Origin of the sequence: Shinella sp. NM-101, from assembly GCF_021401195.1 — a bacterium.
Lineage (GTDB): Bacteria > Pseudomonadota > Alphaproteobacteria > Rhizobiales > Rhizobiaceae > Shinella.
The window spans coordinates 424,433-445,808 of record NZ_JACBFT010000003.1 but is presented as its reverse complement, the minus strand read 5'-3'; the positions used below and the strand labels follow the sequence as shown (position 1 = coordinate 445,808).

The following is a 21,376-nucleotide window of genomic DNA, read 5'->3' as shown; positions in this document are numbered from 1 at the left end:
ATCGACCTTAGTGCTGCTGTCAACGTGCTGAGGTCGGAACAGTGATCGGGACCTGGCCTTCTCTTGGGGTTGCTTGCCGCCAGAATGGGCGACTTTAGCCGCTGGTGTTGGGATAGAGCACATAAAGGTGCCCGATAGCGCGGCCGATGATCACGGTCGAATGCTTGCGCCTCAACAAACCGAAGCCAGTTCGTCGCTCGCCGTACCCTAGGTCCAATTCGAGCTACTAACGTCGACTTCATATGTGACATCGATTATCTATAATCTATGACCAAAGAGACAGACGAGACCATTTCCGACCGGATCGCGCGTATTCTCGCGGATCGGATCATATCTGGCGCAATACGGCCCGGCGCGCGGTTGCGGCAGGATCATGTCGCGGCGGAGTTCAGCGCCAGCCACGTACCGGTGCGCGAGGCCTTTCGCGCGCTGCAAAAGCAGGGGCTGGCGGAGAGCGAGCCTTGGCGCGGGTTCCGCGTCACCGAGTTCGATATCGCCGAATTGCGCGAGGTCGCCGAGATGCGGGCGAGCCTCGAATCGCTAGCCCTACGCCACGCCGCGCCAAACCTGACGAGGGCAATTCTGGATGAGGCAGAAGAGGTTACCCGCCATGGCGATCGCGCAGGCAATGTCCGGGACTGGGAAGCCGCGAACCGCAGATTTCATCATCTGATCCTGGCGCCGTGCTACATGCCGCGCCTGTTGCATACAATCGACGACCTGCAGGCGGCGAGCGCGCGCTTCCTGTTCGCGGCATGGCGCAGCGACTGGGAGGCACGCACCGACCACGACCACCGTGCCATCCTCGATGCCCTGCGGAAGGGCCAGACCGAATTTGCCTGTTCGACCCTGGCACGCCATGTCGGCTGGATCGGCAAGCGCAAGCCGACATCAAAAAATGCAGATCTCAGAGAGACTTATGAGATTCCTGGCTGATTATCTATAATCTGTATTGAACGCATGAAGATGTCTCCGGAATTATAGATAGCGTCGAAACCTATCCTCGGAGAACCGCCTCATGGCCTTGCTCACCCCCTCCCTGACCCGCCCGGCATCGCTCTGGCGCGGTGTCGCCCTCACGCTCTTCGGCGCGGCACTGATCACGATCGGCGCCAAGGTGCAGATCCCGTTCTGGCCCGTGCCGATGACACTGCACACGCTCGCGGTGTTCTTTCTGGCAGCGGCGCTCGGTCCCCGTCTCGGCTTTGCAGCCATGGCCGCCTATCTTGCCGCCGGGGCGATGGGCCTGCCGGTGTTTTCCGGATCGCCGGCGCGCGGGATCGGGCTTGCCTACATGGCGGGGCCGACCGGCGGCTATCTCATCGGCTACCTGCTCTCGACCCTCGTGATCGGCAGGCTGGCCGAAGGCAATGGCCCGATGCGGCTGGCGCTGGCGATGCTCGCCGGTCTCGCCGTGGTCTATGCCTTCGGCCTGGCATGGCTCGCATTGTTCGTGCCGGCCTCCGGCCTGATCGCCGCCGGCCTCGCCCCGTTCATCCTCGGCGACCTGATCAAGATCGCGCTGGCGGTCTCCCTGATCACCGGCCTCGGCCGCCTCAAGGGTCGCGTGGCATGACCGGCGCCAAGATCAGAACCGACTGGACCATCGACGAGGCGCGGGCGATCCATGCCCAGCCCTTTGCGGGCCTGATCCACCGGGCGCAGACCCTGCATCGGGCCCATTTCGACCCGACCGCGATCGAGACGGCGAGCCTCTTGAGCATCAAGACCGGCGGCTGCCCCGAGGATTGCGGCTACTGCTCGCAATCGGCCCACCACAAGACCGGAGTGAAGGCGACGAAGCTGATGGCGACCGACGATGTGCTGGAAGCTGCCCGGCGCGCGAGGGATGCGGGCGCGCAGCGCTTCTGCATGGGGGCTGCCTGGCGCAGCCCCAAGGACCGCGACATGGACACGCTCTGCGCCATGGTGCAGGGAGTCTCTGAACTCGGGCTCGAAACCTGCATGACGCTCGGCATGCTGAAACCGGATCAGGTGGCGCGGCTGAAGGCGGCCGGGCTCGATTTCTACAACCACAATATCGATACCTCGCCGGACTATTACCGCGAGATCGCCACCACGCGGACGATGGCGGACCGGCTGGAGACGGTCGAGCATGTTCGCAAGGGTGGCATCAGGGTCTGTTGCGGCGGGATCGTCGGCATGGGCGAGACGGAAGAGGATCGCATCGCCATGCTGGTGACGCTCGCGACCCTGCCAGCCCATCCCGACAGCGTGCCACTCAACCTGTGGAACCCGGTCGAGGGCGTGCCGGTGCAGGAGACCGCAAGGCCGGTTGATCCATTCGCGCTCGTCCGTCTCGTGGCGCTCGCCCGCATCCTGATGCCGGCCTCCGTGGTGCGGCTTTCCGCCGGCCGCACGGGGATGAGCGATGAATTGCAGGCGCTCTGCTTCCTTGCCGGCGCGAATTCGATCTTCATCGGCGATCAGTTGCTGACGACCGGCAACCCCGCGGCCTGGAAGGACCACGCCCTGTTGCAGCGGCTCGGCATGCATGTGGCGCCCGCCAGGCCGCAAGGCTCCGCTATGGCGGCCGAGTAGCTCAATCGGGCAGGCTTCGGGCGAGGATATCCACCGCCCGGGCAATCTGCCCCTCGTCCAGCGCCGCATAGCCGAGACGAAGGGCTTGCGGCGCGGCGTGATCAAGGGCGAAACGCGTTCCGGGCAGCAGCGCAAGCCCGGCCGAGCCCGCCCGCTCCGCCCAGGTGTCGGCGGAGACATTCTCGCAGTGCAGCCACAGCGCCAGCCCGCCCGCAGGACTGTCGAACAGGATCCGCCCGCCCAGATGCGCCGACAGCGCCGACGCCAGGACATCGCGCCGGGCCCGATAGATGCGACGGGCCTTCCGCGCATGGCGGCCGAGATCGCCGTCGCGGATCAGGTCCGCCAGCGCGGCCTCGAGCGGCGCGTCGCCCTGCCGGTCGATGGCCGCACGGTCGGTCGCCATGCGGGTAAGCAACGGCTCCGGGGCCATGGCATAGCCGAGGCGAATACCGGGCGAGAGCAGTTTGGAGAGCGAGCCCACATAGATCAGCGGCAGGCCTGCCGGGGCCCGGGCCGCAAGCGGCAGGACCGGGCGCCCTTCGAAGCGGTACTCGTGGTCGTAGTCATCCTCGATCAGCGTGATGCCGTGACGCTCGACGGCGTCCAGAAGCTGCAGCCGCCGCGCCGCGCCCATGGTGACCGTGGTCGGATACTGGTGATGGGGCGTGACATAGACCGCCGCGATGCGTGGATCGCGTTCAATCGCCGCCTCAAGCGCCGCGACCGACAGCCCGCCCGCATCGACGGGAATGCCAAGCACGGCAACACCAGCGGCCCGGAAGGCCTCCCAGGCCAGCGGATAGCCGGGTTCTTCCACGGCAATCGCCTGACCGGCCTTCACCGCCGCCCTGGCCGCCAGGAACAGCGCCATCTGGCTGCCGCGCGTGATCAGCAGTCGCGCCGGATCGGCGACCACGCCCCGGTCCGTGGCAAGGTAGGACGACAGCGCGTGACGCAGGACCGGAGTGCCTCTGGCATCGCCATAATCCGCGCCGCCGCGGAAGGCCGGAGACAGCAAGGCCCGGCGGAAGGCGCGCGCCAGCGCCTTGTCCGGCACCAGCCTGGGATCGGGAGCGCCGTCGCTGAAGGCGAGATGCGGGCGGACGGTTGCGGGCTCTCGGGGCACGGACACGGAAACCGGCTCCGCCATGCTTTCGGGCAGATCCTCTGCGACGAATGTGCCGCGCGCGGGTTCGGCATGGAGCCAGCCCTGCGTCATGAGCTCCTGATAGGCGGCATCGACCGTATTGCGGTGAACGCCGAGCTCGCGCGCCAGGGCCCGCGTCCCGGGCAGACGGGCCCCGGGCTTCAGGCGGCCACGCATGATGTCGCGGGTGATCGCGTCGGCAATCGCCAGAAACAGCGGGCCGGAAGGCTCCTTCTCGATATCCAGCGCAAGCGGTTCCGATGCCATGACAACCGGCCTATCCAAATTTACGAAACTGGCACTTTTGTTCAGGCCGGATATTCGCGAGACACATGGCAAAACGCAAGAGGTCCCCATGTCGAAATCCGCCCTGATCCTGCGCCATCTCGCTTTCGAGGACCTTGGCAGCTTTGGCCCGGTGCTTGAGGAAGAAGGCTACCGGCTCATCCATGCCGAAGCTGGCATCGATGCCTTGCCGGATTCGCTCGGCCCCGATCTCGTGGTGGTGCTCGGCGGCCCGATCGGGGTGAATGACACGCAAGCCTATCCCTGCATGAAGACAGAGCGCGACTGGCTGGCCCCGCGTCTGGCCGCCCGCCGCCCGACGCTCGGCATCTGCCTTGGCGCGCAGCTCATGGCCGCGGCGTTCGGCGCGAAGGTCGCCCCGATGCCGCGCAAGGAAATCGGCTTTTCCGCCCTGACGCTGACAGATGCCGGCATCAACAGCCCGCTTCGTTACCTTCGGGATGTGCCCGTTCTCCACTGGCACGGCGAAGCCTTCGATATCCCGGATGGAGCGGACAGTCTCGCAGGAACTGCGGCCTCAGCGACGCAGGCCTTTGCCATGGGAGCAACTGTTCTGGCGCTGCAATTCCACCCCGAAGCAGGCGAACTGCCCGCCTTCGAGCGCTGGCTCATCGGCCACAGCGTGGAACTGGCTGAGGCCGGCATCGATCCGGCCAGCCTGCGCCGCGACGCCCTCGCGCATGGCCCGGCGCTGAGGCATGCCGGCCAATCCATGTTGCGGGCATGGCTGCAGGGCTTGGCCGCATGACCGTGATCACCCTTCTGGCCGGGCGCGCCAGACCGCTGCCGGGAAGCGACACGCAAAGCGGCATCATGAAGACGCCGGTGACGGGGCCGCTTCGGCTCGGCCCTGAAGGGTTCGAAGGCGACGAGCAGGCCGACCGACGGGTGCATGGCGGCGTCGAAAAGGCCGTGCACCATTACCCGTTGGATCATTATCCGCTCTGGCGTGAAGAACTCGGCGATCTGCCGGCGCTTGCCGCTCCCGGCGGATTTGGCGAGAACATTTCGGCATTGGGCCCGACCGAAAACACCGTCGCAGTGGGAGATGTTTTCCGGCTGGGCACAGCGCTCCTGCAGGTCTCGCAGGGGCGGCAGCCATGCTGGAAACTCAATCATCGCTTCGAGGTGCCTGACATGGCCCGTCGCGTGCAGCAGAGCGGCCGCACAGGCTGGTATTATCGCGTGCTGGAAGACGGACTCGTTAAGACGGGAGACCGGCTTGAACTGGTGGATCGCATCGCGCCGGACTGGACGCTCCAACGGCTCTGGCATGCGCTTTATGTCGACCGGCTGAACCTGGACGAACTGAAGGGCATCGCAGCCCTCGACGTGCTGGCCGAAGGCTGGCGGAAATATGCGGTGCGGCGGCTCGAGAGCGGTCGGGTGGAGGATTGGCGCAAGAGACTGGACGGCACTGCATGACCTTTCCTCCCTTCGTGATATCGATCCAGAGTCAGGTCGTGTTCGGCCATGTCGGCAATTCCGCGGCCGTGTTTCCGATGCTCGCGGCTGGGCTGGAGGTGGCGGCGATCCCGACGGTCATCTTCTCCAACACGCCCGACTATCCGACGTTGCGTGGCCGGGCACTGCCGCCGGAATTCTTCTCGGACCTGTTGCAGGGCGTACGCGAGCGCGGCCTGCCGGAACGCGCGGATTTCATCCTGACCGGCTATATCGGTTCGCTCGACGTAGCGCTGATGGTCGCGGATTTCGTGGCCGAGGCCAAGGCCATCAATCCGCGCCTCACGTATGTCTGCGACCCCGTGATGGGCGACACGGGCCGCGGCCTCTATGTACCGGAGGCGATCGCCGACGTCATGCGCGACCGTCTGCTGCCGATGGCCGACATCGCCACGCCGAACCCGTTCGAACTGAGCTGGTTGACCGGACAGCCGATCGCGACCATGGCGGACCTCAAAGCCGCACGAGCCTTTCTCCACATCGCGCCGGAAGCCCATCTGATCGCTACGGGCTGCGCGCTCGAAGATACGCCCGCCGGCCACATTGAAAGCGTCGTGCTTGGAGCCGCCGGCGCAAGCCGTCATCCTGTGGAGCACCTGCCGGTCGCACTTCCCGGAACCGGCGATCTGTTCGCCGGGCTGATCGTCGCGGGGCTCGCGCGCGGATTGCCGTTGACGCAGAGCGTCGAAGCAGCGCAGCGCCTCACATCGCGCGCGTTGGACCACGCCTGTGCCCTCGGCGCCAGCGAAGTGGTGCTCAGCGAACAGGAGTTCCGTCGCGCTCTTCTGACGCTCGATTTGTGAATGAGGGTTATTTCATCTGAACTGAGAAGACTTCAGTGTTCACTGAGGTGAATTAGCAATATCGAACTGAGGGTTTCGTAAAAAGTGGATGCTCATGCTCGATCGATATGACGTACTCCTTCAGAAATTGAGCGCCCCATTGTGGCTCCGGCAGTACCGGCTCGGTTCATACCTAAAAGAAACCTTTCTGATCGGTCAGCCTGCCGAATACTATGGCTGCCCGCCCGCTCTTATTCCCATCACCTCGAATGGTAGCTTACCGGAATATGAAGGGATCTGGATGCGCTGGTTCTGTGACGAGCCGGACGATATCCGACGCTATGTCTGCGCAGGCCCGGAGGACCAATTCCTGCTGGATGAGATCGCTCTTGATGATGAGCAATTTGCGAACTGGCTGTTGGTCCGGGCGCTCGTTTACACGGATGGGGACGATGAGACGGAAGAAATAGCGTCATTTAGTAAGGCGGCCGGGATTTCGGGTCGTCAATTTGCTGAAATAGACGCACACACAATTGAATTCGGTGATGATCCGGAAAAGCTGGACAAACTCGCCGCGTATACTGGACGCGCGCCCATTGGCATCGGCGAACGACGGGCTGCGCCGTCGGCGATCAGCCTGTCCGGTTTATCTGACGAGAATACAAATGATGTCGCTTATTTCGAGCTCAGTGAGCACGGGCGCTCGAGGCTGAGAAATGGGGCATCTCAACTGCCGCCTTGGCTTGTCGCGAATGCGCCGCTGAACCAGGTTTTCGGAGAGTACCTTAAAGGCGGTCGTCTAAAGGAAGCCTGGTTGACCCTCAACAGTACGGGTTGGTCGATCGGAGAGGCCCGCAGCGCCGCTCTTGCCCTTGCCAGGGCCGTAGACGAGCCGCTGTTCACACTCCATATGCGGACTTGGGTTGCGTTCACGCTCGATGAAGAAGAATTCATTCCGGACGATGAACTGAGTACCCGCGAATATGAAAACTACGATTATTAAGATGATCGGCTGGAAGATGCGTCCCTTAAAATGCGCGTCTCCCCCAAGGCTCAAAACGGCAGGCCCGCGCGGATGAGCAAAGCGGAAGCCACCATTTTCATTTTCGCCATCGTCTTGCTTATCGGTGTCGGCTGGCTGACGATATTTCTCTACATCAAGAGCCGCCTGTCGGCGGTGAGGCACAGCAGGATCGAGACCGCAGGAGAGGTCGCGAACATTCCGTTGGTCGCCGCATTTTCGGGCTGGCGGGGCGTACCCTGGATTTGCTGGTCATCGAGCGACCTGAAGCCGACGCTTATTTTGCACGCCGACCATATTGAGTGCCGTGTAATCAGGCGGCGCAGGAAAATCTATGACGTGGTTTCCCGTGTGGACTACCGACAAACTGTCGGGACGGCCAATATCGTGCTGGAATTTTCGGATTCTCTGTCGAGCTTCGTCGGCAACACGGGCAACAGGGATATCGCACGCGACGCGATCAAGCGGCTTGCAGAGAAGGGGTGCCCCCTGTCGGCTCGGGCGAGCGACCTGCTTGATCGCTGAACTTTTGTCCGGTCGTGGGAAAGACGTTCCCCACGTGTCGTGATCCGCCATGAAATCCTGCGCAAGACGGGTTCGATTCCCCGATCGGGCCGGAACAACGAAGATGCCGACGCCATCCGCCAAGGGCGCGACCCAGGCGAGCATGCCGCGCGGCCTTCTCCGCAACCTTCGTTCGTCGCCCGCGAGGAGACCCACAAGGAAATCAGCTTCATCTGGGGCGGGTCTGGTGCCCCTGTCCATCACCAGCATTGGCTGGTGCCCGAAGTCCCATCGTCCGTAGGCAAAATAGGCCTCTCTCATCGCAACTTCATGATCCGCCGTGACAAGCCAAAGCCGCTCTTTGAGCAGCAGCTTGCGCATACGGCCTAATAAATCGGGTCGACTACCAGTCTCCAGCAATTGGTGGCCGGCCGAGCGGAATGGCTCGGCGTCCGAGGAAAGAAAACTCAGGCGACCGAATCGTAACAGGCGCCGTGTGCAGGCGTCGAGTTCATGATCTGTCGGGCTGCCGCAAAATGGATTGATGAGCTCCTCGCCGACGAATGTCTCCCATCGCCAACCAAGAGCGCCTACCGCCTCCGGCCAATCCCGTAGGGAAGCGGCAAGGAGCGGATCCTCTTCCAAAAGGCGTAGCGCCTTAACCCTTACGGAGCCGTCGGATATCTCGTTCATGTCCCTTGCGTACTACGCACTGCTCGCCGGTCCAAGAAATGGCGAAATGAGAAATACTGCGGATCGGCTGAGATGACTTCAGTTTAGCGCTTCCCGAAGATGCTTATGATTTCGAGCAGGAAACTGGGGATCCTCACGATGAGAGCTTATCGTCTGCTGACCGGCGTCGATGACGCTGCCTTCTGTCACCGCATCACTGAGGCCCTCAACCTGGGCTGGAGCCTGCATGAGAGCCCGGTCCTGACCTACGACGGCGTGCGTCAGGCCGTGATTTGCGGGCAGGCGATCACGAAGGATGTTCCTGACCGCAGTTACGAGCCTTCGATGGATCTTTCCCAACAATAGAAGGGCGACAGAATGACCTCATTCATCACACTGCCAGGTATCGGCGGTTCCGGTGAAACCCACTGGCAAACGCATTGGGAGGCGTCAGACCCTTGCTTTACCCGGTTCCATCCTTCCGACTGGGACAAGCCCGAACTTGCAGACTGGCAAGATGCGCTGGAACGGCAAATCGAGAGGTTGCCATCGCCGCCTGTTCTCGTCGCGCATAGTCTGGCCTGCCTGCTCGTCGCGCACGCGGCAGAGACGGTCGCGGGCCGGGTTATGGGTGCTTTTCTGGTCGCAGTCCCTGATCCCGCTTCCGCTGCATTCCCGGCAGCAGCGGCCAGCTTCGCAAACCCGCCACGCCATCGCCTGCCGTTTCCGACCCTCATCGTCGCAAGCGCCAACGACCCTTATGCCACCCCTGACTATGTGAAAGAACGCGCCGAGGAATGGGGCGCCGGTTTCGTCGAGATCGGCCCGTGCGGTCATATCAACGGCGCAAGCGGCCTCGGTATCTGGGACCAGGGGCGGATGCTCTTCGGTGCATTCTGCGCTGGCCTGAGGTCCTGACATGGATGCCTTTTCCGCCGCTGCCGCCTTTTCGATCGCCGCCGCTCTTTTGACAATTACGCCTGGGCTGGACACGGCCATGGTCTTGCGCACTGCCACTGTTGAGGGCGGCAAACAGGCCATGCAGGCTGGCGCCGGGGTCGTAACAGGTGTTCTGGCGTGGGGACTGTTGGCTTCGGCGGGTCTCGGAGCCGTTCTCACCGTATCGGAAGTCGGCTACCGGCTTCTTCAATATCTCGGCGCTGGCTACATCATCTGGCTGGGCGCGCGGATGATTCGGAGCGCAATCCGTAGAACGGTCGAGAAGGAAGGGGCGCTTCACAGCGTGCAGGCAGGCGAATCGGCCAATAAAAGTGCCAACTGGTTCTGGCGCGGTCTGATGACCAATCTTCTCAATCCGAAAGTCGGCGTGTTTTACGTGAGCTTCCTGCCGCAGTTCATTCCGCAGGATGTCCCTGTTGTCATGTTCAGCATGGCCCTGGCGGCCATTCATGCGCTCATGGGGCTCATCTGGTTCGGGGCCATCACGGCGGCGACGCGGCCATTCACGCGCATTTTCCATAGTTCGTTATTCAAACGTGGCGTCGATGGAGTAACTGGCTCGGTCCTGATTGCCTTCGGTGTCCGGCTGGCTTTCGAAGAGCGGGGTTGATCAGGTATGGAGATGAATACCACGGCCCTTTTGGTCGCCGCCGGTCTTGTTGGCGGAACCTGCAATGCAGTCGCCGGGGGCGGCACTTTCTTTACTTTTCCGGCGCTCCTTGCGGCTGGCGTTCCTCCGATTGTCGCCAATGCCACAAGTGCGATTTCGATCTGGCCTGGACATGCGACCAGCCTGTTCGGTTATCGGGAGGAATTGCGCCGGAATGCAGGGCGATTGAAGTCCAGTGCGCCTGCTTTCGTTCTCGGTTCCCTTATCGGCGCGGTACTTCTTTCGATCACTGGGAATGCAATATTCCGCCAGCTTATACCATGGCTTTTGCTTGTCGCGACGATCCTGTTCGCACTCGGCCCTAGGCTACGCTCCTGGATAAGAAGGGACCGCCCCGGAATGCTGCCGAGGCCAGTCATCTTTGCGACAGATCTGCTCGTCGCAATCTATGGCGGATATTTCGGTGCGGGCCTCGGTATCCTGCTCATGGCTGTTCTGACGTTGATCGGGCTTAGCGACGTGAACGAGGCCAACGCGGTAAAAAATGCACTGGCAACAATCGTCTCGAGTCTCGCGGTCGCGGTTTTCATTGCCACAGGGATCATAGCCTGGGGGCCTGCATTCGCGGTTCTGGTAGGCGCTATTGCGGGCGGCTATCTCGGTGCGCGCTTCGCTCGCTGGATCAATCCTACCATCCTGCGCGGCATTGTCATTGCCGTCGGGTTTGGCCTGACCTGGTTCTATTTCTGAGATGCGGCGGTCAGAGGAACAGAGTGGGGAGCGGCGCGTCTACGGTCTGATACTGGTTGGCGCAGGAACCGTGCTCTGGAGCCTTGCTGGCCTGTTCGTACGCGCAATTGATCTTGGGCTTTGGGATCTGATCCTGTGGCGTTCTCTCTTCGCCTGCCTTTGCCTTGTTGCCATCGCCATCGCAAGGTCGGCGGAAGCGGTGCGTTTCGACTGGCGCTTCTGCCTGGCCGCCTGCTTCTCCGCCACCGCAATGTTCTGCTATGTCGCCGCACTCACGATGACGACGGTCGCAAACGTTTTGATCATCTACGCGACACTTCCCTTCGTGACAGCCGCATTGGCCTTCGCGGTCGGTCGGGAAGCGGCCTCGCGACGCCTGTTGATGGCGAGCACGGTATCTATGATCGGGATCGTGTTCGTTGCAGGCACGGCACTGGCGGCGAGCGATATCAAGGGTAACTTGCTGGCCTTCGCAATGACGCTGAGCTTTGGCGCGCTTCTCATCGTCACACGCCGTAATCGAGCCCTGAATCTCATTCACGTGAATGCTGCGGGGGCAGCGTTGTGTGCGATCGCGGCATTCCCATTCTCATCCGGCCAGCTTCCGGGGGGCGGTGCGCTCGGATTGATATTCATGCTGGCCTTTCTCACGACCGCGCTCGCATTCCTGTTATTTCTTGCAGGTGGACGCCATGTCGCTTCGTCGGAGTCGGCTTTGATCGCACTTCTGGATGTGGTTCTCGGTCCGCTTTGGGTTTGGTTGGCCTTCGCCGAAGATCCGGGGAAATCGGCGATCGCAGGTGGTCTTATCGTAGTGGCAGCAGTGGTCTGGTATTTCTGGCCGTCCCTGCTCCGGTCTCGATCCTGAAGCGATCGACTATGCGCCTGATCGCGGGAAGCGCCTGCTCAAGATCTTCAGAGGATGGCGCACCGATACAAAGACGGATTCCGGAGCTAATGCCGTTTGCGGAGGTTGAAGACGGCGGCGTAACCAGAATGCCCAAGGCCTTCGCCGCAGTCTCGAGTGCCCCGGCATGGGAATGGCCTAGCGGAACCCACAGATGATAACCGACATGGACAGGTTGGCGTACAGCTTGCCCCAACAAGTCCGTTGCCATCGCACGGCGGCGAATGGCTTCTTCCTGTATAGCCGTGCTGATGGCATCGGCCGTTCCATCGAGAAGCCATTGTTCCATGACCGAGCAACTCAGCGGACTGATCATCAGCCCGCTGGCATGCATCGCGGTTTCCGCGCGGTCCAGCCATGCCGGCGGAACCACGAGACCGCCAATCCGCAAAGCCGGGTTGAGGGTCTTCGAAAGGCTGTTGATATAAAAGACATGCTCAGGCGCAAGGCTCGCGATCGGCGGATAGTCCGGGTCGGGCGCGAGGGCATAAACGTCGTCCTCGATCACGATGATGCCTGACTTGCGGCAGATTAGCGCGATCGCGCTCCTTCTCGCTTTGCTCATCGAACTCGTGGTCGGGTTCTGCATCGTCGGCGTGAGATAGACTGCCGCGTTGCTGCCGCGACTTGTCGCGAGCTCCCGTTCAAGCTGATCCGGCAGCATGCCTTCGTCATCCATAGCAATTGAAGTGAGCTTGACGCCAAGATGGCGCGCAACGTTGATCACACCGGGATAGGTCTGATCCTCCACATAGAGCGTACCGCCGGGACCACAGAGCGTGGAGAGGCTGACGGACAGCGCGTGCTGCGCACCATTGGTCAGAAGCAGGCAGGCAGGGTCGGCGTCCAGACCGAGACGGCGAAACCAGCGCGCCATTTCTTGGCGGAACCTCTGATGCCCGGTTACGGGCGGATAGGTATTGAAAACATCCGCGTCGATACGCCTGGCGATCGCGTTGAGAGATCGGGACAGAAGCCTCTCGCTGATGACGGCGGGCGGCGCGTTGCGCGAAAGATCAATGACGTCGCCTCTGCGGGCTTCGGTAACGGCCACGAACGTGCCCCGTCCCTTGACCGAGCGCAGCAGGCCGCGCCGCTCCAGGATTCCGTAGGCCTTCGTCACCGTGCCAAGGCCGATGCCGAGACGCCAGGCAAGATCGCGGTGGGCCGGAAGCCTGTCTCCAACCTCCAATCGCCCGGCTGCGATGTCCTCCGACACGGCGGCGACGAGCCGATCGCATGGAGAGTCCATGTCACCAGTAAGGCGAGGTTGCCAGGGTGATTGTAGACGCATGTGAGTAGCCCGATAGTGTCATGTTACGCTTTTGTATTTTACGGGAAGTGTAACATCAAATAGTATTGGCTATCACGAAAAATCTTTTGCTCCGAGAAGAACGACATGGAGAACGCATCGAAACCCGGCCCTTTTGGCAAGGGTGTCCGCCTATGCGGGACATTGTTGGCGAACCGAGTTCTGAAAGTTGTCGATGAGGCTTTGGGTAAGAGGGCCAACGCTCCATTGGGCTCCAATCGCTGGCCCCTTGAGTTCGACGACGGGCTGGATCTCGATCGAAGTACCGACAACGAAGACTTCATCTGCCGCGCACAACTCCTCCAGCGAGACTTTTCGCTCCTCGAGTTCCAGGCCAGCCCTCTGCGCGAGAGCGAAGACATGGCGTTTGGTGATGCTGTCGAGAAAACAGTCTGCTGCCGGGGACACGAGCTTGCGACCTTCGACCAGTATGATGTTCGTCGCGGTCGTTTCGGCAACATCTCCGTCGACGTCGAGCAACAGGGCATCGTCGAAACCCTCATCATTTGCGGCATGCCGCGCGAGCGTGCCGATCATATAAAGGCCGGAGCATTTGGAGGCCGTCGGCGCCGTATCGGCACGCGGCCGCCTCCAGGAGGAGAGCTGAAGGCGAATACCCGTCTTGCTCCTTCCCTCGGCGGCCGGCGTCGGCCAATCCCAGGCGGCAATCGCAACGTGGATAGTGGCGTTGCGGGCGGCCACCGTCACGCTCTGGCTGCCGCGCCAGGCAATGGGACGGATATAAGCATCCTTCAATTCGTTCGCCCAGAGAACGGCTTCACATGCTTTGACGAGCTCAAGGCTAGAATAGGGAAGCGTGTACCCGACGATCTCGGCAGAACGCTGGAAGCGGGAGAAATGCGCGTTGGACAGAAATATACATCCGTCATAGGCCCGAATTCCTTCGAACACGGCCCCGCCGACATGCAGCGAATGGGTCATGACATGGAGCCGGGCTTCGTTCCAGGGAACGAGTGCTCCATCGAGCCAGATCAGGCCATCGCGATCATTGAAGGCAAGCACGTCACTCATAGCAATTTGGCCCTTTTGAAAGACATCCCATTGTCACTCAACATCCGTGCCTGGCGAGTGAGCAATCCTCAGAGAAAGCTGAGATTTCGTTGTTGGACGCCAAGTGCAGGAGGAGAACGGCGGCATCCGGCGAGGACGGGAAATACGAGAGCGGGCGCGGCATGACCGAAACGATGCGATTATCCGTGCCGCTGAATGCCCTGCGCGCTTTCGAGGCCGCCGCACGCCACATGTCGATCAAGGATGCGGCCGAAGAAATCGGCGTGACGCCCTCCGCCGTCAGTCATCAACTCAGGATCCTCGAGGATCTGCTCGGGGTAGAGTTGATGCGCCGCGTCGGACCGCGCCTTGAACTGACCGAGACCGGACGACTGTTGTCTCCGGATCTCACCGTCGGCTTCACGCGGATCATTCAGGCCGTTGCGACAGTGAAGCAGGAGCGGAAGCTTGGTCCTTTGCGCCTGTCCATGCTGCCGACGTTCGCGGTTCATTGGCTGTCGCCACGGATGGCATCCTATCCATTTGCGAGGTCCGGCTTCGAACTTTTGATCTCTACGACCCAAACCGCCGTCGATCTTGGCGCCGGCGTTGCAGATGCTGCTGTGCGCCATGGTTCTGGGCAATGGGCCGGTGTTCTCTCCGAGCGCCTGTTCGACGAAAATGTGACGTTGCTTGGCCGTCCGGATGACTGGCAAACAAATGACGAAATCGATATTCGCCAAGCCATCTCGCAAACCAACCTGTTTCTGTCCCAGCATCGGCGCGCGGACTTCCAGCGGTGGAACGAGACGCTACCGGGCGGCCCGACCCGACCTGCGGCAGTCACAGTCGTCGACTCTTCGAGCCTTGGTCTAAAGGCTGCGATTGACGGCGCAGGAATAACCTTTGCGGGCATCGAAATTGCGGCCTGCGACATAGCCGCAGCAAGGCTCAGCCCAATCATGCCGCACCAGGTTCCGGCAAATGCTGGCTACTATCTTTGCTACCCGCCGGCCCTTGAGCGCGACCGCCGCATCAGGAATGTCAGGACCTGGATGCTGGCAGAGGCCGCAAAGACATGCCTGCCTGCGGACCGAGAGACAAGATAATGGCACCGGAAAAACCTGCCAAAGCTACGCATCTTCCAGATTTTCCGGTCTATTTGTCCTATTGGCGGGCGGCGCTGCTTCTTTTCTTTACGCTGCCGTTCCTACTAGGTGCTGTGAGCATGCCCATCGCCGTTTTCAAAGCCGGCTGTCTTTCAGAGTTTGCGATGGCGGCGATCCCAGCGGCTTTTTTTATGACAGGGACGCTGATGTCCCTGTTCGGGGTGTTCAGGTACCGCCGGAGCCGTGGTCCAATGTATGTTTTCACGGCCAGCGGACTTATTGTCGGACGGTATTTTGGCGGTAAGCCCATACCCTGGAAAGACGTCGATGTTTCAACACCAATGCTGCTGTGGTCAGGACCTCTCCTCGTCAATGTGGACTATCGGAAAGCTGAGTTCCGGTCTGATCCAAACCGCCAGCCAATCACTTCCTTCTGTAAAGACAGACATAAAACCACCCGGCGTATTGTCATGCCGAACATTGCTACACTTGGGGGCAGAAATCTGGAACGCACCCTGATCGAGTACATCCGGGCCAGCGGCTGCTATGAAACCGAATAGCTCCCTATCTGAACATTTGTCCGCTGCACTGGTCCGCCTTCTCGCGGTCAGCGCGGGTGCGACCGTCGCCAACAGTTACTATAATCAGGCATTCCTCGGTCATCTGACGGCAGATTTTGGGCTGGCCGCGGGCACTGCTGCCATCGTGCCGGTTCTCACCCAGGCAGGTAATGCCTTCGGCGTGTTGCTTCTCGCCCCACTCGGAGACCGGCTGGAGCGCAAATCTCTCATTCTCCGTACTTTCGTTGTGTTGGTGATGGCGTTGATTGGTGCGGCCTTGTCTCCAAGTTTTGTGTGGCTGGCGGTCGCCAGTCTCGCTGTCGGATTATTCACCACCGTCACGCAGCAGATTGTTCCACTCGCTGTGCATCTTGCCCCACCTTCCGAGCGTGGACGCATTCTTGGCAAAGTGACGGGCGGCATATTGATCGGCATCCTGCTTGCCCGCACGGTGAGTGGCACAATCTCGGACCTTTGGGGTTGGCCTTTCGTATTCTGGTTCTCGGCGGCAATGATGACGGTAATTGGGGTGGCACTTGCGCTCTGGCTGCCTCGTGTGCCGCCAACAACTGACTTGAGCTATCTGCGGCTGCTTGGTTCCTTATGGACGCTTCTCCGAACGCATGGTGTTCTCCGACAAGCAGTCGCAGTGCAATTCCTGATTTTCGCAGCCTTTATCGGCTTCTGGTCGAATCTCGCGCTGTTACTATCCGAACCGCCTTATCAGCTTGGTGGCACGGCGGTTGGCCTTCTGGCGCTTGTCGGAGTCTGCGGAGCGCTTGCCGCGCCAGTTGCCGGGGGCTTTACGGATCGACGCGGACCCGCCGTCGTCGTGTCAGTTGGCGCTGGCCTCGTCACGCTCGCTTTCATCGTCTTCGGGCTTTGGCAAGGTTCCCTCATCAGCTTGGTAACCGGTATCCTAGTTATGGACCTTGCCGTACAGTCCTCGCAGGTTGCGAACCAGACGCGTGTCTATGCACTCGACCCGACCGCCCGCAGCCGGCTTAACACGGTGTTCATGGCGACCATGCTCGCTGGGGGGGCGGTCGGCGCCGGCGTTGGAGGCGCTGCGTATGCCGCCTGGGGTTGGACCGGCACATGTGTTTTCGGCGCAAGTTCGGCCGCCATGGCGTTCTATCTGTCGCGAAGATCATGACCCTTCAGCAGGGGTGAAAACGAACGGCCCCGATGAGGTGGATGCTCGCAAACCTGGTGACTAGGAGATTGAGGATGCTCTGCCTCACCAAGAGCCGCCATCGCCCAACCACAACACGTAGCTTTTCCAAGATGCTGCTTTGGCAAAGCGCTCATAGGTCCGAAGCGCAGCTGCATTGTCCTCTGGCACAAGCCATCTCAGATGAACCCAACCGCGCGCTCTGCCGATCAATGCTACCGCCTGGACCATTTCTTGCGCCAGACGCTGGCCGCGAGCGCCAGCAGCCACGTAGAGGTCGTCGAGCTGTCCGGCGCGTCCGTTTGAAATTGCTTCCGGCAGATCGAAGAAAACGGCGAATGCCGACAGTTTGCCGTCCAGGAAACCGCCTATCACCTCGGCCGTCTGGCTCGACAGCAAGGCGGTGGCAGCGTCCTGACGGAGGTTCTCTGTCTCTGAGGCGGGGTACATCTCTGCGCGATAAGCGTTAAGGAGCGGCGCCAGATGCGCCGTGTCTTGGCTGGAAAGCTGGCGAATGACCAGACGTCCTGCCGTTGCGCCTTGCGAGTCCGCCACCGGTCTGTCTTCAGCCTTTTTCAAACGGTTATTGTCTCAGCGTCCAAAATAACCGGCAATGCTTGCTTTCGCGAGCACGTGGCTATTGATCATGTAACTGGCCATTGCGCCAGAAGAGGTAACCGCCAATGGCAGTGTGCTGACATCAAGCGCATACACCGTAACCACGTAACGATGCGGCTGGGCACCAACTGGTGGGCATGGGCCACGATACCCGGAGATGCCAAAGTCGGTGTTTGTCGAGAGCGCTTCTCTGGGTTGGGATCGCTCCGGCAAGCTGGTGACATCCGCGGGGATGTTTACGAGAATCCAGTGCCACCAACCGCTTTCTGTAGGCGCGTCCGGATCGAACATTGTGACAGCGAAGCTCTTCGTTTCTGGAGGAGCGTCACGCCATTGCAAAGCAGGAGAAATATTCTGCCCTTCGCAACCCAAACTGTTAAGCGCATGGCGCAGAGGTATTATTCCTCCATTCTCGAAGGACGAACTCGTCATTTCCATTGCGAGCGCTGATGTCGGCAACAAAGCGGCCGCAATGAGAAGTGTCTGCATCCAACTCGCAGGTATGGCGAAAAGTGCACTTCTCTTGTTCTGACTCCGCTTCATTCCTCCCCCTCCCAATATCCGACAGCAGCATTTTTCTTCACGGTTAGTTCCAGGCTTCGGGCTGCTTTTTCACCACCCGGCGCGGAGCCCGCGAAAACCGCCACCTTGCCACTATCGGGATATTCCAGGACGTCGGGCTCATTCATTGTGCTGACCGCTAGGTAACGCAGCGGTTCGGAGCCTGCTGCCCGCAGTTGATGAGCTGTTTCAACGCCACCGGCGGGGCAAACGACGACATCACCAGCGCTTACGTCGTGTTCTTCCTCGCCATATCGCAGCACGCCGGCCCCGGCCAGAATGACAAAGAGCTCGTCATTCGCGTGGTGACAATGAAAGGGCCAAGCCTTTTTGCCCGGGGGAATTTCAACGTAGCGAGCGCCAAGTCGCTTAGCGCCAAACGGTGCCGCGACGGCAGCCATGTGCGCTTCATAGGCTCCACCATGCGATTGTGTCCGAAGCGGCAGTTCTCGAAGGCGAACGATTGGATGCATCGACTTTCCCTGGCTGATTTCAAGCTTTTCGCCAAATGAGCCTGCAATCGATAACGAAAACAAATGAGCGCTTCTCACGCCATATGGAGGGATGCTCATTCGACAATCTCCATCCGGGCGAAGAAAAAACGGATACGTGAAAGTAACAATCGAGAGGCGTCAGCGTGATAAACCACGGACGCGGAACAGAGGTTGCTGGTGTCCGGGAGATGCCGAACCAAGCATTGTCAGTGTGCCTTGAAACAGACGATGGCCGGCTTCTCGGCGGGTTTCTATGGCGACACGGCGGTGTTGCGGCCGCGCGCCCGATCGTGATCATCAGCGCCGCGACGTCTGTAAGGTGCCGCTACTACTCGCGCTTCGCTGACTACCTGTTTCTCAACGGATTCGATGTGCTCACCTTCGATTACCGGGGGATCGGCGAATCCCGGCCAAAATCCCTGCGCGGTTTCCGTGCCGACTGGGTGGATTGGGGCGCGCACGATCTGGAGGCGGCGCTCGCTTACGCTGAACGCACTTTTCCGGGGCAGGAAATCCATGTCGTAGGCCATTCGATCGGCGGCTTTGCCATCGGGCTTGCGCCCTCGAGCCGGCGGATAGGACGCATTCTTACCGTCGGATCCCAATTCGCCTATTGGCGGGATTACGGCGAGGCCGAACGCCCGCGCATGTATATCAAGTGGCACATCGTCATGCCGCTGCTGACACGGATGTTCGGCTACTTTCCGGCCAAACGGCTTGGCTGGATGGAGGATACGCCCGCAGGCGTGGTCCGGGACTGGAGCCGAATGAAGGCCCGGTTCGAGCATACCGTGCGGCAGGATCTTTTCATCGGTGGGGAGCGGGAATCCGAAATCCTGCAAAGACGCTTCACCAGGGTGACGGCGCCCATGCTCGCGATTGGCCTTGAAGACGATCCGCACGGCACCCCGGCAGCCCTCAACCGGCTGCTCGCCTATTTCACGTCCAGCCACCGGCATCATTGGCGCATTGCCCCAGCGGACATCGGCGTATCATCCATCGGACACTTCGCCTTTTTCCATGACCGGTTCAGGGACAGTCTGTGGCCACTCGCGCTTGGCTGGCTGCGCGCGGGCGAGATCCCGGCCGACGCGCCCGGCCTTCTGCTCGATGAAGCAACTCCAGGGACAACGACATGACGATAACGATCAAGGCCGCAAGCCACGCAGACAGAAGCGGCTGGGAAAAACTCTGGGCAGAAAACCGCGCGTATTTCGGTGCCGGGGACATGGACGAGGCGGTCATCGCCGGGCTGTGGCAGCGCGTACGCGATCCTTCCTCACCGATGAATGCCTGGCTCGCGTTTCAGGCTGGAGAACCTGTGGGGCTGGCGCATACAATTCTCCATCCCCACACATTCTCGCTCCGCCTCGTCTGCTATCTCGAAGACCTTTGGGTTTCTCCCCTGCACAGGGGCCGGGGCGTTGCGACGAGGCTCATCGAACATCTGGAGGTTCTGGGCAGGCAGGAGGGCTGGCGTCGCCTCTACTGGGAAACGGCCGAGGACAACGCGGCCGCCCGACACCTGTATGACCGCGTGGCGACGCTGAGGCCGATGGCGACTTACCAGATCGAGCTGGCTAACTGAGGTTGCCAATGGCGAGAACCACCCATGACCCATGCCACCGCCATCTTTGATCTGAGCCTTGCGTTGGAGGCGTATGGCGCCGGTCGCCTCGGCGAGGCCGAAAGTATCTGCCGCACTATCTGTGTGCAAGACCCGCCGCCAGTCGACGCGATGCACCTTCTCGGACTGATCGAAATGGCGCAAGGAAGGCAGGAGGCAGCAGTCGAAACGCTGACAGCCGTGACCAAATTTCAACCCGACGACGCAACGGCCCGGAACAATCTCGGCATTGCGCTGCGGAAGCACGGCAGATTGCCGGAAGCGATCGCCGCGTTCGAGAACGCCGTCGCCTGCCGCCCGACTTATCCGAACGCTCTTTACAACCTGGCTGTCGCATTGACCGATACGGGCAACAGAGGCTCGGCAATCGAACCCTTGCGCCGGTGCCTGTCACACGCGCCCGGCCATGCCGGCGCCCGCTTCCTGCTCGGGGATCCGCTGGTCGATGCCGGCGATCATGAAGAGGCCACCGCCCATCCGGAGAGATATCTGGGCGAAAATCCGGACGACGTTGATGGCGCCCGGATGCGTCTGGCTCAGATGAACAGGGGGCCGGTCCCCTCAAGAGCTTCCGCGGCGCAGCTCGACCAACTCTATTCATCCAGGGCGCGCGATTGGGATCGGGCGGACGGTTATCTGGCGCATCGCCATGTCGGCGACGCCCTCGCCCGGCTGTTGCCCCGACACGGCAACCGGATCCTCGACATGGGATGCGGAACCGGACTGGTCGGTGGCCTGCTGCGAGATCGGGCCGCGCATCTGGCGGGCATTGATCTGTCCGGGGCGATGCTGTCAGTCGCGAGACAAAAATCGCTTTACGACACGCTTGTCCGTGACGATCTGGCGTCGTTTCTCTCCGCCACCTCGCTTCGGTTTAATGCGGTCGCGGCTGCGGCCGTCCTGATCCATTTCGGAGACCTGGCCACAATCCTCCCGAGCGTCGCCAATATCATGGATCCCGGAGGCCTGTTTGCCTTCACAGTCTATCCAAATGACAAAGGAGACCGTCTCGGCTTTGGTCCCTGCATCAACCCGGAATTCGCCAGGTCGGGCTGTTTTTCCCACGGCTCCGCCTATATTGAGGCGATTGCCGAGCGCTCAGGCTTCAAGCTTCTTGAACAAGGCGAGGTTGTGCACGAATTCAGCGAAGGGCATATCGAAATGGGGCTGCTGACCGTTTTACAGTGTCGCTGATCGCACAACCTGACCACCAGAGGCAATT

26 protein-coding genes are annotated in these 21,376 nt (G+C 61.1%); 20 read left to right on the top strand and 6 right to left on the bottom strand.

The window, feature by feature from the left end; genetic code table 11:
- Nucleotides 1-267 precede the first annotated feature (267 nt).
- The 3 genes from L0976_RS09245 to bioB all read left to right on the top strand — a co-directional run bounded on the left by L0976_RS09245 (nucleotide 268) and on the right by bioB (nucleotide 2,562).
- Complete coding sequence (locus L0976_RS09245; RefSeq protein ID WP_234187029.1) at nucleotides 268-936, top strand: GntR family transcriptional regulator; 669 nt, start codon at nucleotides 268-270, stop codon at nucleotides 934-936.
- Nucleotides 937-1,018: 82 nt separating this feature from the next.
- On the top strand, nucleotides 1,019-1,576 hold the full coding sequence (locus L0976_RS09240; protein ID WP_234187028.1) for a biotin transporter BioY: 558 nt from the start codon (nucleotides 1,019-1,021) through the stop codon (nucleotides 1,574-1,576).
- Nucleotides 1,573-2,562, top strand: coding sequence for a biotin synthase BioB (gene bioB, locus L0976_RS09235; RefSeq protein ID WP_234187027.1), 990 nt, complete (start codon nucleotides 1,573-1,575; stop codon nucleotides 2,560-2,562). Before L0976_RS09240 ends, bioB begins: the two co-directional genes overlap by 4 nt.
- Before the next feature lies 1 nt (nucleotide 2,563).
- Here the strand turns inward: bioB and L0976_RS09230 are convergent, their stop codons facing one another.
- The gene (locus L0976_RS09230) at nucleotides 2,564-3,979 is read right to left on the bottom strand and encodes a PLP-dependent aminotransferase family protein (RefSeq protein WP_234187026.1); all 1,416 of its coding nucleotides are present in this window, start codon (nucleotides 3,977-3,979) and stop codon (nucleotides 2,564-2,566) included.
- Between the two features lie 88 nt (nucleotides 3,980-4,067).
- Here L0976_RS09230 and L0976_RS09225 point away from each other — a divergent pair, with 88 nt between their 5' ends.
- From L0976_RS09225 to L0976_RS28750, 11 genes are all read left to right on the top strand, one after another.
- Complete coding sequence (locus L0976_RS09225) at nucleotides 4,068-4,766, top strand: glutamine amidotransferase (protein WP_234187072.1); 699 nt, start codon at nucleotides 4,068-4,070, stop codon at nucleotides 4,764-4,766.
- Nucleotides 4,763-5,443: an MOSC domain-containing protein gene (locus L0976_RS09220; protein WP_234187025.1), complete on the top strand. Its 681-nt coding sequence runs from the start codon at nucleotides 4,763-4,765 to the stop codon at nucleotides 5,441-5,443. Before L0976_RS09225 ends, L0976_RS09220 begins: the two co-directional genes overlap by 4 nt.
- On the top strand, nucleotides 5,440-6,285 hold the full coding sequence (gene pdxY, locus L0976_RS09215) for a pyridoxal kinase (protein WP_234187024.1): 846 nt from the start codon (nucleotides 5,440-5,442) through the stop codon (nucleotides 6,283-6,285). Before L0976_RS09220 ends, pdxY begins: the two co-directional genes overlap by 4 nt.
- A gap of 88 nt (nucleotides 6,286-6,373) precedes the next feature.
- On the top strand, nucleotides 6,374-7,267 hold the full coding sequence (locus tag L0976_RS09210; RefSeq protein WP_234187023.1) for a hypothetical protein: 894 nt from the start codon (nucleotides 6,374-6,376) through the stop codon (nucleotides 7,265-7,267).
- Between the two features lie 72 nt (nucleotides 7,268-7,339).
- Complete coding sequence (locus L0976_RS09205; RefSeq protein ID WP_234187022.1) at nucleotides 7,340-7,810, top strand: hypothetical protein; 471 nt, start codon at nucleotides 7,340-7,342, stop codon at nucleotides 7,808-7,810.
- 39 nt (nucleotides 7,811-7,849) lie between these two features.
- Complete coding sequence (locus tag L0976_RS09200; protein WP_234187021.1) at nucleotides 7,850-8,179, top strand: hypothetical protein; 330 nt, start codon at nucleotides 7,850-7,852, stop codon at nucleotides 8,177-8,179.
- A 441-nt stretch (nucleotides 8,180-8,620) separates the two neighbouring features.
- The gene (locus tag L0976_RS09195; RefSeq protein ID WP_234187071.1) at nucleotides 8,621-8,827 is read left to right on the top strand and encodes a DUF1737 domain-containing protein; all 207 of its coding nucleotides are present in this window, start codon (nucleotides 8,621-8,623) and stop codon (nucleotides 8,825-8,827) included.
- A 12-nt stretch (nucleotides 8,828-8,839) separates the two neighbouring features.
- Entirely contained in the window at nucleotides 8,840-9,379 is a 540-nt protein-coding gene (locus tag L0976_RS09190) for an alpha/beta hydrolase (RefSeq protein ID WP_234187020.1), read from the top strand.
- A gap of 1 nt (nucleotide 9,380) precedes the next feature.
- Complete coding sequence (locus L0976_RS09185) at nucleotides 9,381-10,031, top strand: LysE family translocator (RefSeq protein WP_234187019.1); 651 nt, start codon at nucleotides 9,381-9,383, stop codon at nucleotides 10,029-10,031.
- Nucleotides 10,032-10,043: 12 nt separating this feature from the next.
- Nucleotides 10,044-10,781 (top strand): sulfite exporter TauE/SafE family protein, encoded by a 738-nt coding sequence (locus tag L0976_RS09180; RefSeq protein WP_234187018.1) that lies wholly within the window; start codon nucleotides 10,044-10,046, stop codon nucleotides 10,779-10,781.
- A 1-nt stretch (nucleotide 10,782) separates the two neighbouring features.
- Nucleotides 10,783-11,649 carry a DMT family transporter gene (locus tag L0976_RS28750; RefSeq protein WP_370643612.1) on the top strand — a complete coding sequence of 289 codons (867 nt, stop codon included), beginning with the start codon at nucleotides 10,783-10,785 and terminating at the stop codon, nucleotides 11,647-11,649.
- On the opposite strand, the gene L0976_RS09170 is transcribed toward L0976_RS28750, so the two are convergent.
- On the bottom strand, nucleotides 11,588-12,940 hold the full coding sequence (locus L0976_RS09170) for a PLP-dependent aminotransferase family protein (protein ID WP_255695861.1): 1,353 nt from the start codon (nucleotides 12,938-12,940) through the stop codon (nucleotides 11,588-11,590). The genes L0976_RS28750 and L0976_RS09170 overlap by 62 nt on opposite strands.
- Nucleotides 12,941-13,132: 192 nt before the next feature.
- Nucleotides 13,133-14,032, bottom strand: a complete 900-nt coding sequence (locus L0976_RS09165; RefSeq protein WP_234187015.1) for a branched-chain amino acid transaminase — start codon at nucleotides 14,030-14,032, stop codon at nucleotides 13,133-13,135.
- Nucleotides 14,033-14,193: 161 nt separating this feature from the next.
- Here L0976_RS09165 and L0976_RS09160 point away from each other — a divergent pair, with 161 nt between their 5' ends.
- Genes L0976_RS09160 through L0976_RS09150 form a run of 3 tightly spaced genes read left to right on the top strand, consistent with a single transcriptional unit; the run spans nucleotide 14,194 to nucleotide 16,836 of the window.
- Entirely contained in the window at nucleotides 14,194-15,120 is a 927-nt protein-coding gene (locus L0976_RS09160) for a LysR substrate-binding domain-containing protein (protein WP_234187014.1), read from the top strand.
- Complete coding sequence (locus L0976_RS09155) at nucleotides 15,120-15,680, top strand: hypothetical protein (RefSeq protein WP_234187013.1); 561 nt, start codon at nucleotides 15,120-15,122, stop codon at nucleotides 15,678-15,680. The genes L0976_RS09160 and L0976_RS09155 overlap by 1 nt, the downstream gene beginning before the upstream one ends.
- Nucleotides 15,667-16,836, top strand: a complete 1,170-nt coding sequence (locus L0976_RS09150) for an MFS transporter (RefSeq protein WP_139974513.1) — start codon at nucleotides 15,667-15,669, stop codon at nucleotides 16,834-16,836. The genes L0976_RS09155 and L0976_RS09150 overlap by 14 nt, the downstream gene beginning before the upstream one ends.
- Nucleotides 16,837-16,920: 84 nt before the next feature.
- On the opposite strand, the gene L0976_RS09145 is transcribed toward L0976_RS09150, so the two are convergent.
- From L0976_RS09145 to L0976_RS09135, 3 genes are read right to left on the bottom strand one after another with little or no spacing between them, the layout of a single operon-like run.
- Nucleotides 16,921-17,433, bottom strand: a complete 513-nt coding sequence (locus tag L0976_RS09145; RefSeq protein ID WP_234187012.1) for a GNAT family N-acetyltransferase — start codon at nucleotides 17,431-17,433, stop codon at nucleotides 16,921-16,923.
- Between the two features lie 12 nt (nucleotides 17,434-17,445).
- Nucleotides 17,446-18,015: a YbhB/YbcL family Raf kinase inhibitor-like protein gene (locus tag L0976_RS09140; protein WP_234187011.1), complete on the bottom strand. Its 570-nt coding sequence runs from the start codon at nucleotides 18,013-18,015 to the stop codon at nucleotides 17,446-17,448.
- Entirely contained in the window at nucleotides 18,012-18,605 is a 594-nt protein-coding gene (locus tag L0976_RS09135) for a cupin domain-containing protein (protein WP_234187010.1), read from the bottom strand. The genes L0976_RS09140 and L0976_RS09135 overlap by 4 nt, the downstream gene beginning before the upstream one ends.
- A gap of 110 nt (nucleotides 18,606-18,715) precedes the next feature.
- On the opposite strand from L0976_RS09135, the gene L0976_RS09130 reads away from it, so the two are divergent.
- The 3 genes from L0976_RS09130 to L0976_RS09120 are packed head-to-tail and all read left to right on the top strand — an operon-like array spanning nucleotide 18,716 to nucleotide 21,348.
- A complete protein-coding gene (locus L0976_RS09130; protein WP_234187009.1) occupies nucleotides 18,716-19,666 on the top strand; it encodes an alpha/beta fold hydrolase in 951 nt (316 codons plus the stop codon).
- Complete coding sequence (locus L0976_RS09125) at nucleotides 19,663-20,115, top strand: GNAT family N-acetyltransferase (RefSeq protein WP_234187008.1); 453 nt, start codon at nucleotides 19,663-19,665, stop codon at nucleotides 20,113-20,115. Before L0976_RS09130 ends, L0976_RS09125 begins: the two co-directional genes overlap by 4 nt.
- 24 nt (nucleotides 20,116-20,139) lie before the next feature.
- Nucleotides 20,140-21,348: a tetratricopeptide repeat protein gene (locus L0976_RS09120; RefSeq protein WP_234187007.1), complete on the top strand. Its 1,209-nt coding sequence runs from the start codon at nucleotides 20,140-20,142 to the stop codon at nucleotides 21,346-21,348.
- Nucleotides 21,349-21,376: the final 28 nt, after the last annotated feature.

What these genes read in the sequence shown, in the direction of transcription:
- L0976_RS09210 (WP_234187023.1), top strand. Translation starts at nt 6,374, where the DNA reads ATGCTCATGCTCGATCGATATGACGTACTCCTTCAGAAATTGAGCGCC.
- L0976_RS09180 (WP_234187018.1), top strand. Translation starts at nt 10,044, where the DNA reads ATGAATACCACGGCCCTTTTGGTCGCCGCCGGTCTTGTTGGCGGAACC.
- L0976_RS09230 (WP_234187026.1), bottom strand. Translation starts at nt 3,979, where the DNA reads ATGGCATCGGAACCGCTTGCGCTGGATATCGAGAAGGAGCCTTCCGGC.
- L0976_RS28750 (WP_370643612.1), top strand. Translation starts at nt 10,783, where the DNA reads ATGCGGCGGTCAGAGGAACAGAGTGGGGAGCGGCGCGTCTACGGTCTG.
- L0976_RS09165 (WP_234187015.1), bottom strand. Translation starts at nt 14,032, where the DNA reads ATGAGTGACGTGCTTGCCTTCAATGATCGCGATGGCCTGATCTGGCTC.
- L0976_RS09120 (WP_234187007.1), top strand. Translation starts at nt 20,140, where the DNA reads ATGACCCATGCCACCGCCATCTTTGATCTGAGCCTTGCGTTGGAGGCG.
- L0976_RS09135 (WP_234187010.1), bottom strand. Translation starts at nt 18,605, where the DNA reads ATGAGCATCCCTCCATATGGCGTGAGAAGCGCTCATTTGTTTTCGTTA.
- L0976_RS09220 (WP_234187025.1), top strand. Translation starts at nt 4,763, where the DNA reads ATGACCGTGATCACCCTTCTGGCCGGGCGCGCCAGACCGCTGCCGGGA.
- L0976_RS09125 (WP_234187008.1), top strand. Translation starts at nt 19,663, where the DNA reads ATGACGATAACGATCAAGGCCGCAAGCCACGCAGACAGAAGCGGCTGG.
- L0976_RS09195 (WP_234187071.1), top strand. Translation starts at nt 8,621, where the DNA reads ATGAGAGCTTATCGTCTGCTGACCGGCGTCGATGACGCTGCCTTCTGT.
- bioB (WP_234187027.1), top strand. Translation starts at nt 1,573, where the DNA reads ATGACCGGCGCCAAGATCAGAACCGACTGGACCATCGACGAGGCGCGG.
- L0976_RS09225 (WP_234187072.1), top strand. Translation starts at nt 4,068, where the DNA reads ATGTCGAAATCCGCCCTGATCCTGCGCCATCTCGCTTTCGAGGACCTT.
- L0976_RS09140 (WP_234187011.1), bottom strand. Translation starts at nt 18,015, where the DNA reads ATGAAGCGGAGTCAGAACAAGAGAAGTGCACTTTTCGCCATACCTGCG.
- L0976_RS09240 (WP_234187028.1), top strand. Translation starts at nt 1,019, where the DNA reads ATGGCCTTGCTCACCCCCTCCCTGACCCGCCCGGCATCGCTCTGGCGC.
- L0976_RS09205 (WP_234187022.1), top strand. Translation starts at nt 7,340, where the DNA reads ATGAGCAAAGCGGAAGCCACCATTTTCATTTTCGCCATCGTCTTGCTT.
- L0976_RS09160 (WP_234187014.1), top strand. Translation starts at nt 14,194, where the DNA reads ATGACCGAAACGATGCGATTATCCGTGCCGCTGAATGCCCTGCGCGCT.
- L0976_RS09155 (WP_234187013.1), top strand. Translation starts at nt 15,120, where the DNA reads ATGGCACCGGAAAAACCTGCCAAAGCTACGCATCTTCCAGATTTTCCG.
- L0976_RS09150 (WP_139974513.1), top strand. Translation starts at nt 15,667, where the DNA reads ATGAAACCGAATAGCTCCCTATCTGAACATTTGTCCGCTGCACTGGTC.
- L0976_RS09130 (WP_234187009.1), top strand. Translation starts at nt 18,716, where the DNA reads ATGCCGAACCAAGCATTGTCAGTGTGCCTTGAAACAGACGATGGCCGG.
- L0976_RS09190 (WP_234187020.1), top strand. Translation starts at nt 8,840, where the DNA reads ATGACCTCATTCATCACACTGCCAGGTATCGGCGGTTCCGGTGAAACC.
- L0976_RS09170 (WP_255695861.1), bottom strand. Translation starts at nt 12,940, where the DNA reads ATGGACTCTCCATGCGATCGGCTCGTCGCCGCCGTGTCGGAGGACATC.
- L0976_RS09245 (WP_234187029.1), top strand. Translation starts at nt 268, where the DNA reads ATGACCAAAGAGACAGACGAGACCATTTCCGACCGGATCGCGCGTATT.
- pdxY (WP_234187024.1), top strand. Translation starts at nt 5,440, where the DNA reads ATGACCTTTCCTCCCTTCGTGATATCGATCCAGAGTCAGGTCGTGTTC.
- L0976_RS09185 (WP_234187019.1), top strand. Translation starts at nt 9,381, where the DNA reads ATGGATGCCTTTTCCGCCGCTGCCGCCTTTTCGATCGCCGCCGCTCTT.